This window comes from Mucilaginibacter sp. (genome assembly GCF_036383575.1).
Taxonomy (GTDB): domain Bacteria; phylum Bacteroidota; class Bacteroidia; order Sphingobacteriales; family Sphingobacteriaceae; genus Mucilaginibacter.
Genome location: NZ_DASVOB010000645.1, coordinates 1 through 7,562, shown reverse-complemented (window position 1 = coordinate 7,562; position 7,562 = coordinate 1). Strand labels below are relative to the sequence as shown.

Below are 7,562 nucleotides of genomic sequence, written 5' to 3'. Positions count from 1 at the left end.
GAGCGATAGCGTGGCAACCGCACGGAAGCATACCCGCCCTGTATAGCATGCGATTGCCACGCTGCGCTCGCAATGACATGTGGGATAGATGCAGAGAAGAAACAATCACATAAAAAATATTTACCTTCGCACAATGAATTTTTCGTCCAAATTACTGGAAAATGCTGTAGCCGAATTTGCCAAATTACCGGGTGTTGGTCAAAAAACCGCCCTGCGTTTGGTGCTGCATTTACTTAACCAGGATAAGCAGGATGTTGAACGATTCAGTACCGCGGTAACCAAGCTTCGTAACGAAATACAGTTCTGCCGCGTTTGCCATAATATATCTGACCAACAGGTTTGCGAGCTCTGCTCATCGCACCGCCGCGATCATAGCCTCATTTGCGTGGTTGAGGACACCCGCGATGTGATGGCTATTGAAAATACCAATCAGTTTAATGGTGTTTATCATGTGCTTGGTGGCTTAATATCGCCGATGGATGGCGTTGGGCCGTCAGATCTGCAGGTGGATACCCTGGTTGAGCGCCTTAAGCTGACAGATGATAATAAGGTGAAAGAAGTGGTTTTTGCCCTCAGCGCCACTATGGAAGGTGATACAACACTGTTCTATCTTCATAAAAAATTAAAAAGTTTCAATATTACCATTACAACCATAGCTCGTGGCATAGCTTTTGGTGGTGAATTAGAGTATGTAGACGAGATAACTCTGGGTCGTTCCATAGCTACCCGTGTTCCGTACGAAAATTCACTATCCAAGTAAGCATGAAACTATCTATAGTTGTTGTAAGCCATAATTCCTGCAACCTGCTCAGAATTGCCCTGAATGCAGCGGTCAGGGCTGCCCAGGACGTTAGTCACGAGGTTTTTGTGGTCGACAATGCTTCGGCAGATAAGTCGGTAGCTATGCTTAATACTGAATTTCCTGACGTAAAAGTTATTGCCAACGATAAAAACGACGGCATGGCTCGCGCCTATAATCATGCTCTTAAACTGGCTATAGGGGAGTATATTTTACTGGTCAATGCGGATACAATTACAGGCAAGAAGACCATTGAGAAGACGCTTGAATTTATGGAAATGCATACCGATGCCGGAGGTTTAGGTGTACGTATGATAACTCCCGAAGGTAAGTTTCTGAAGGAATCAAAACGTGGTTTTAACAAACCATGGGAAACCTTTTTCAAGTTGACCGGCCTGGCAAAACATTTTTCAAAATCAAGGCTCACGAGTCCGCAGAGTAAAGATTGGGTTGAAGAGTTTCAAACTTCCGAATCGGACATTATCAATGGTGCTTTTATGCTGTTGCGTAAAGATGCGCTTAATCAAATAGGATTAATGGACGAGCGTTTTCATACCTATGGCTATGATATTGATTATTCATACCGCATCAGGCTTGCCGGGTTTAAAAATTACTATTTCCCCAAAACATATATCATCAATTTTAACATTCAAAATAAGGTTAAATTTAGCTGGATACACATTAAGGAATATTATGGGGCGATGATTATCTTCGCGTCCAAATATTTATTTAAGGTGCCCGAACTTAAGGTGGAAGGCATCCCTCAGCTAATTCCTCCTTCGTATGAAGTTAAATGATAAGGTTGTTATAATTACCGGCGCTTCGTCGGGCATCGGAAAATCACTTGCTTATGAATGTGCTAAACGCGGCGCCGTTGTGGTGTTAGCTGCAAGACAATATGTTACCCTTTGCCAGCTTACCGAACAACTGGAAAAGGAGTATCAAATAAAAGCCCTTGCTGTACAATGCGATGTAACTAACGAGGCAGATTGTGCCCACCTCATTAAACAAACCCTAACAACTTTTGGCAAAATGGATGTGCTGGTTAATAACGCAGGCATTACCATGCGCGCATTATTTAAAGATGCCAAAGTGGAGGTGCTTAAACAGGTGATGGATGTTAACTTTTGGGGGATGGTAAACTGTATCAAGTATGCCCTGCCCGAAATAACCAAAACCAAAGGCAGCATAGTAGGTGTATCATCCATAGCGGGCTACAAAGGTTTGCCGGGCCGCTCAGGCTATTCGGCTTCAAAGTTTGCCATGAATGGTTTTTTAGATTCATTGAGGGTCGAAAACCTCAAAACCGGTGTACATGTATTAACTGCATGTCCGGGTTTCACAGCATCTAACATCCGCAATTCGGCTTTAAACAGTGAAGGCAAGCAACAGGGCGAAAGCACCCTTGAAGAACAGAAAATGATGAGCAGCGATGAAGTGGCCAGAAACATTGTTGATGCCATTGAAAGCCGCTCGCGCACAATAACCCTAACAGGACAAGGCAAATTGACTGTAGCCTTGAGCAAATTTATTCCGGCATTTTTAGACAAAATGGTTTATAAGCATTTTACTAAGGAGCGGGACCCTCTTTTGAGGTAGTTCATTTGTTCATTAGTTCAATAGTTCATTGGTGTGCGTGTTGGTATCGTGATATTGAATAGCGGCATTTACCAATGAACAAATGAACCAGTGAACTATTGAACTAAATCATACTCACTAATCTTGCTCAGATCCAAAATAACACGACCTGTTTCGTCGCGCTCAAAGGCTGGTTTAAATTTAGCATTCCATATAAAATCATCGTATTGATATGATGTGCGTGAATGAATGGTTTGTGAAAAAGTATCATCGAAAGTTTTCAGGCCAACCGTTAAGCCGGCCTGCCTGCGCTCAAGTTCTTCATGGGTAATATCTTTTATCGGGCTATTTTCATCAAGGGGATGAACTACTGTCCAGTTAAGGGTGAGGATACTTACCCGTTTACGTTCCAGCTCCAGTTGGAAAAATTTACGCACCGTTTTGCCGTTTTCCTCATCGTTATAACTGAAAACAACTTCCATCTCCAGGTCGATAAGAATATTTCTGCGTTCATTTGCAAGGCGAAACATTAATCCTTTGCCGCCATCACGATAGGGGGCAATAAGCACATTACGGCTATACATGATCTTGGCCGATGGCCGCGAAAAACGACCATAAAGTAAGCCCGTAGCCAAAGCAAAGGCGAGCAGTCCCATCATTGATTCGAGCGCGGCAATAGTATTGGGAATCATGCCCCTGGGACTGATATGACCATAGCCTACCGTTGATATGGTTTGTGCCGAAAAAAAGAAGGCATCCATAAAACGATCAAAATCGGTATTGCCGCTTTTGCCGTCCAGTACATCGGGTCCTAACGAAACGTAGATGAGTGCAAAAATGATGTTTACAGTAAAATAAGTGCTAAAAACAATGAGCCAAAACTTGCGCCAGCTCATGGTAATAAGCGAGTGGTAGTTGTTTGAAGTAGTAAAAAACGGCAGACCGGTACGTTTTACGTTAATAGTACCATCTTTATTAATAACCGGCTGGCTTTTAATAACCGGCTGGGTACCAAAACCAAGATCGTCTTCGGGGTTAATTTTCTCTTTACGTATCGCCATGTTATATAAAAGCAATGAGCTTCATGGTAAATTTATCATTCTGTTTGTTTTTATAAAAACTATTTCCATATTTGTGCCAACAAGTAACAATGAACAAATTAAACAACAATTGGTGGTGGCTTAACGAGTAATCGTAAGGCAATTCCATGTTTGTTTAAAAAATATATTCAAAAAGGGTTGCCATACGGCAACCCTTTTTTTATTGCACGCCCCCCGGCCCCCTAAAGGGGGAGTGATTAGCGAGGGGTAAATAAACACTTTTTTAACTCCCCCTTTAGGGGGCTGGGGGGCACATGAAACAGATACTGAATCATCTTTTTGAGCACAAAACCTTTAGCAGGGAACAATCTAAAGGCATTTTGATGAACATTGCGCAGGGTAAGTACAACAACGCGCAAATGGCCGCTTTCATGACGGCGTATTGCATGCGAAGCATCACTGTTGAAGAACTGGAAGGCTTTCGCGACGCGATGCTGGAACTTTGTCTGCCGGTCGACCTGGAAACCGACGGCTTGATCGATCTTTGCGGCACAGGTGGCGATGGTAAGGATACTTTCAACATCTCAACGCTTGCTTCATTTGTTGTTGCGGGAGCTGGTTATAAGGTTGCCAAGCATGGTAATTACGGTGTATCATCAGGTTGCGGTTCATCTAATGTGATGGAGTACCTTGGTTATCAGTTTACCAATAATATCGACGAGCTGAAACGCAGTACCGATGAAGCCAATATCTGTTTCCTGCATGCACCACTTTTCCACCCGGCTATGAAAACTGTAGCGCCTATCCGCAAGGAGCTGGGTGTTAAAACTTTCTTTAACATGCTGGGCCCAATGGTTAATCCGGCTAAACCTGATAATCAGCTGGTAGGTGTATTTAACCTGGAGCTTGCCCGTGTGTACGCTTACCTGTACCAAAAATCAACTACAAAATATACCATTATAAACGCCCTGGAAGGTTACGACGAGATCTCGCTGACCTGCGATTTCAAAACTTTCTCGGCCGATGGGGAGAAGATCAATAGCGTTGAGGACCTCGGTTTTGAATTGCTCGATCCTAAAGAGATCATCGGCGGTGATACCGTTGAAGCTTCCGCAGCCATATTTAGTAATGTACTTAAAGGAGATGGTACTCCTGCCCAAAATAACGTAGTGCTGGCTAATGCTGCACTGGCTATAAAAACCATCGGCCCGGAAAAAACTTTTGGTGATTGTTTTTATGAGGCCGAGGAAGCGTTGCTTGGTAAAAAGGCGCTGAAAAGCTTTAATACATTGTTGCAAAACTAAGTCATGAAAATAAAGGTTTGCGGTTTAAAACATCCTGACAATATTGAAGCGGTTACCGCTTTGCAACCCGATTACCTGGGTTTTATTTTCTACGGAAAATCGCCCCGGTATATGGCTGGTCTGCCTGTTGATGCGCTACAAGCTATACCCGCTACCATTCAAAAAACTGGTGTTTTTGTAAACGAAAGTGCCGAAAATATTGAAAAGCTGATTGCTGAATACGGTTTTGATGCAATTCAGCTTCATGGCGATGAAAGCCCGGAGTTTTGTGCCGCTTTTAAAGGCAGGGTAACCGTGATCAAAGCATTCGGCCTTAACGAGGGCTTTGATTTTGAACAGTTAAAAGATTATGCGAACAATGTTGATCTTTTCCTGTTCGATACCAAAACGAAGGAGTACGGTGGCTCGGGCAAAACGTTTGACTGGGCTATACTTGATCAATATAAACTGGAGGTCCCTTTCTTTTTATCGGGGGGGATAGGCCCGGAAAATATAGCGGAGGTTAAAAACATCACACATCCCCAATTTTATGGGGTTGATCTTAACAGCAGGTTTGAGATTGAACCGGGCTTAAAGAATATTGAAAAATTACAACAGGCATTTAACATCATCAATAATAAAAAACAACAGATGAAATACGGAGTTAACGAACAAGGTTATTACGGCGATTTTGGGGGGGCATATATCCCCGAAATGTTATACCCTAACGTGGAGGAATTAAGGCAGCAATACCTCAATATCATAAATAGTGATGATTTTAAAGCCGAATTTGATGATCTGCTGAAAAACTACGTTGGCCGCCCTTCTCCGTTGTATCATGCCAAAAGGTATTCGGAAAAATATGGCGCTAATATCTTCTTTAAACGTGAAGACCTGAACCATACCGGCTCACATAAGATCAATAATGCCATAGGCCAGATCCTGTTGGCTAAGCGATTAGGTAAAAAACGCATCATTGCCGAAACCGGCGCCGGACAGCACGGTGTTGCAACTGCTACTGTGTGTGCACTGATGGGCATTGAATGTGTGGTTTACATGGGCGAAATTGATATGGCCCGCCAGGCCCCTAACGTATCGCGTATGAAAATGCTGGGCGCTAAGGTGGTACCGGCTACATCTGGCAGTAAAACGCTTAAAGATGCCACCAATGAGGCCCTTCGCGATTGGATAGGTAACCCGGTTGATACCCATTACATCATAGGTTCGGTAGTTGGCCCGTATCCTTATCCTGATATGGTGGCCCGTTTCCAATCCGTTATTTCGGCCGAAACAAAAAAACAACTTCTGGAGCATACAGGTAACGAGTTGCCGCAATATGTACTGGCCTGTGTAGGCGGCGGCAGTAATGCTATGGGCATGTTCTATCATTTTTTAGATGATGAAAATGTAAAACTGGTAGCAGTTGAGGCTGCCGGTAAAGGCGTTAACAGCGGCGAATCAGCAGCTACTACGGCTTTAGGAAACGAAGGTGTATTGCACGGTAGCCGTACCATTTTAATGCAGACCGAAGACGGACAGGTTGTTGAACCTTATTCCATTTCGGCAGGGTTGGATTACCCTGGTATTGGTCCGCAGCACGCTCATTTATTTAAAAGCCATCGCGGCGAGTATGTGAGTATTACCGATGATGAGGCTTTGCAGGCAGGTTTGCTTTGCTGCCAGCTGGAGGGAATCATCCCGGCCATTGAAACAGCTCATGCTTTGGCCCATTTGGAGAAAATGAAGTTTGAGGCCAACGATAATGTGGTGATCTGCATTTCGGGCAGGGGAGATAAGGACCTGGATACTTATATTAAATATTTCGGCTATTAAAAAAATCGTCTGAACTCGAATTAATCGAATTATAGGAATTAATTGAATTCTAAAATTCTGCTCAATCATTAAATTTGATTAATTCGAGTTCAGACAAACCTAACATACAATGAACCGTTTAAACAAGCTTTTTGCATCAAAGAATAACAACCTGTTATCTATATACTTCACCGCCGGTTACCCGGCACTAAATACCACGGTTGATATTGCCGAAGCCCTCGAAAAATCAGGTGCTGATTTCCTGGAGATCGGTTTCCCTTATTCCGACCCGGTAGCCGATGGCCCAACTGTTCAACATAGCTCGGAAGTTGCGCTTGAAAACGGCATGAGCCTGAAAGTTTTGTTTGAAGAGCTGGCCGAGCTGCGCAGCCGGGTAAGTATTCCTATTTTGCTTATGGGGTATTTTAATCCCATTGCCCAGTACGGTATCGAGCGTTTTTGCAAAAAAGCTGCTGAGGTTGGCGTAGATGGTATTATCGTTCCCGACCTGCCTATTTATGAATATGAAAAGATGTATTCGTCATATTTTATTGATAACGGCCTGAGTAACATATTCCTGGTAACACCTCAAACATCTGAAGAGCGCATCCGTAAAATTGATGACTTGAGCAACAGCTTTATTTACCTGCTATCATCATCAACCATAACAGGTTATAACCTGAAATTAAGCGATAGTGTTGAGGAGTATTATAAACGCATTGTTGCAATGAAGTTAAAAAATCCAACTATTATTGGGTTCGGTATCACCGATAGCAGCAGCTTTGCTAAAGCATGTAACTACGCTAACGGCGCCATCATAGGCAGCAGGTTTGTAAAGCTTTTAGGAGAAGAAAATTATATTGATAAGATTGATGGGTTTGTGAAGGGGATAAGGCCGTAAAATTTACCAACCGTCATTGCGAGTAACCATCAGGATTCTCCTGAAAAAAAATGAGATGACGTGCTCTGCGATGAGAAGTAAGATATTAGCGGAATAAACAGGGCAAATTACACACCCCGTATAACCCTTGGGGCCTTTAAGAGCCCGCT

The 7,562-nt window shown here is 43.2% G+C and carries 7 protein-coding genes; 6 read left to right on the top strand and 1 reads right to left on the bottom strand.

What is annotated here, in order from left to right; all coding sequences use genetic code 11:
* Positions 1-133: 133 nt before the first annotated feature.
* From recR to VF500_RS22755, 3 genes are read left to right on the top strand one after another with little or no spacing between them, the layout of a single operon-like run.
* Entirely contained in the window at positions 134-760 is a 627-nt protein-coding gene (recR, locus tag VF500_RS22765) for a recombination mediator RecR (protein ID WP_330861876.1), read from the top strand.
* 2 nt (positions 761-762) lie between these two features.
* Positions 763-1,596 carry a glycosyltransferase family 2 protein gene (locus VF500_RS22760; protein WP_330861875.1) on the top strand — a complete coding sequence of 278 codons (834 nt, stop codon included), beginning with the start codon at positions 763-765 and terminating at the stop codon, positions 1,594-1,596.
* Positions 1,583-2,398, top strand: a complete 816-nt coding sequence (locus tag VF500_RS22755) for an SDR family oxidoreductase (RefSeq protein WP_330861874.1) — start codon at positions 1,583-1,585, stop codon at positions 2,396-2,398. The genes VF500_RS22760 and VF500_RS22755 overlap by 14 nt, the downstream gene beginning before the upstream one ends.
* Before the next feature lie 95 nt (positions 2,399-2,493).
* Here VF500_RS22755 and VF500_RS22750 read toward each other — a convergent pair whose 3' ends face one another.
* Entirely contained in the window at positions 2,494-3,438 is a 945-nt protein-coding gene (locus VF500_RS22750; RefSeq protein WP_330861873.1) for an ion channel, read from the bottom strand.
* Between the two features lie 293 nt (positions 3,439-3,731).
* Between VF500_RS22750 and trpD the strand changes: the two genes are divergently transcribed.
* The 3 genes from trpD (at position 3,732) to trpA (ending at position 7,413) form a co-directional block, all read left to right on the top strand.
* Positions 3,732-4,721, top strand: a complete 990-nt coding sequence (trpD, locus tag VF500_RS22745; RefSeq protein ID WP_330861872.1) for an anthranilate phosphoribosyltransferase — start codon at positions 3,732-3,734, stop codon at positions 4,719-4,721.
* 3 nt (positions 4,722-4,724) lie between these two features.
* A complete protein-coding gene (locus VF500_RS22740; protein WP_330861871.1) occupies positions 4,725-6,533 on the top strand; it encodes a bifunctional phosphoribosylanthranilate isomerase/tryptophan synthase subunit beta in 1,809 nt (602 codons plus the stop codon).
* A 109-nt stretch (positions 6,534-6,642) separates the two neighbouring features.
* Complete coding sequence (gene trpA / locus VF500_RS22735) at positions 6,643-7,413, top strand: tryptophan synthase subunit alpha (protein WP_330861870.1); 771 nt, start codon at positions 6,643-6,645, stop codon at positions 7,411-7,413.
* Positions 7,414-7,562 lie beyond the last annotated feature (149 nt).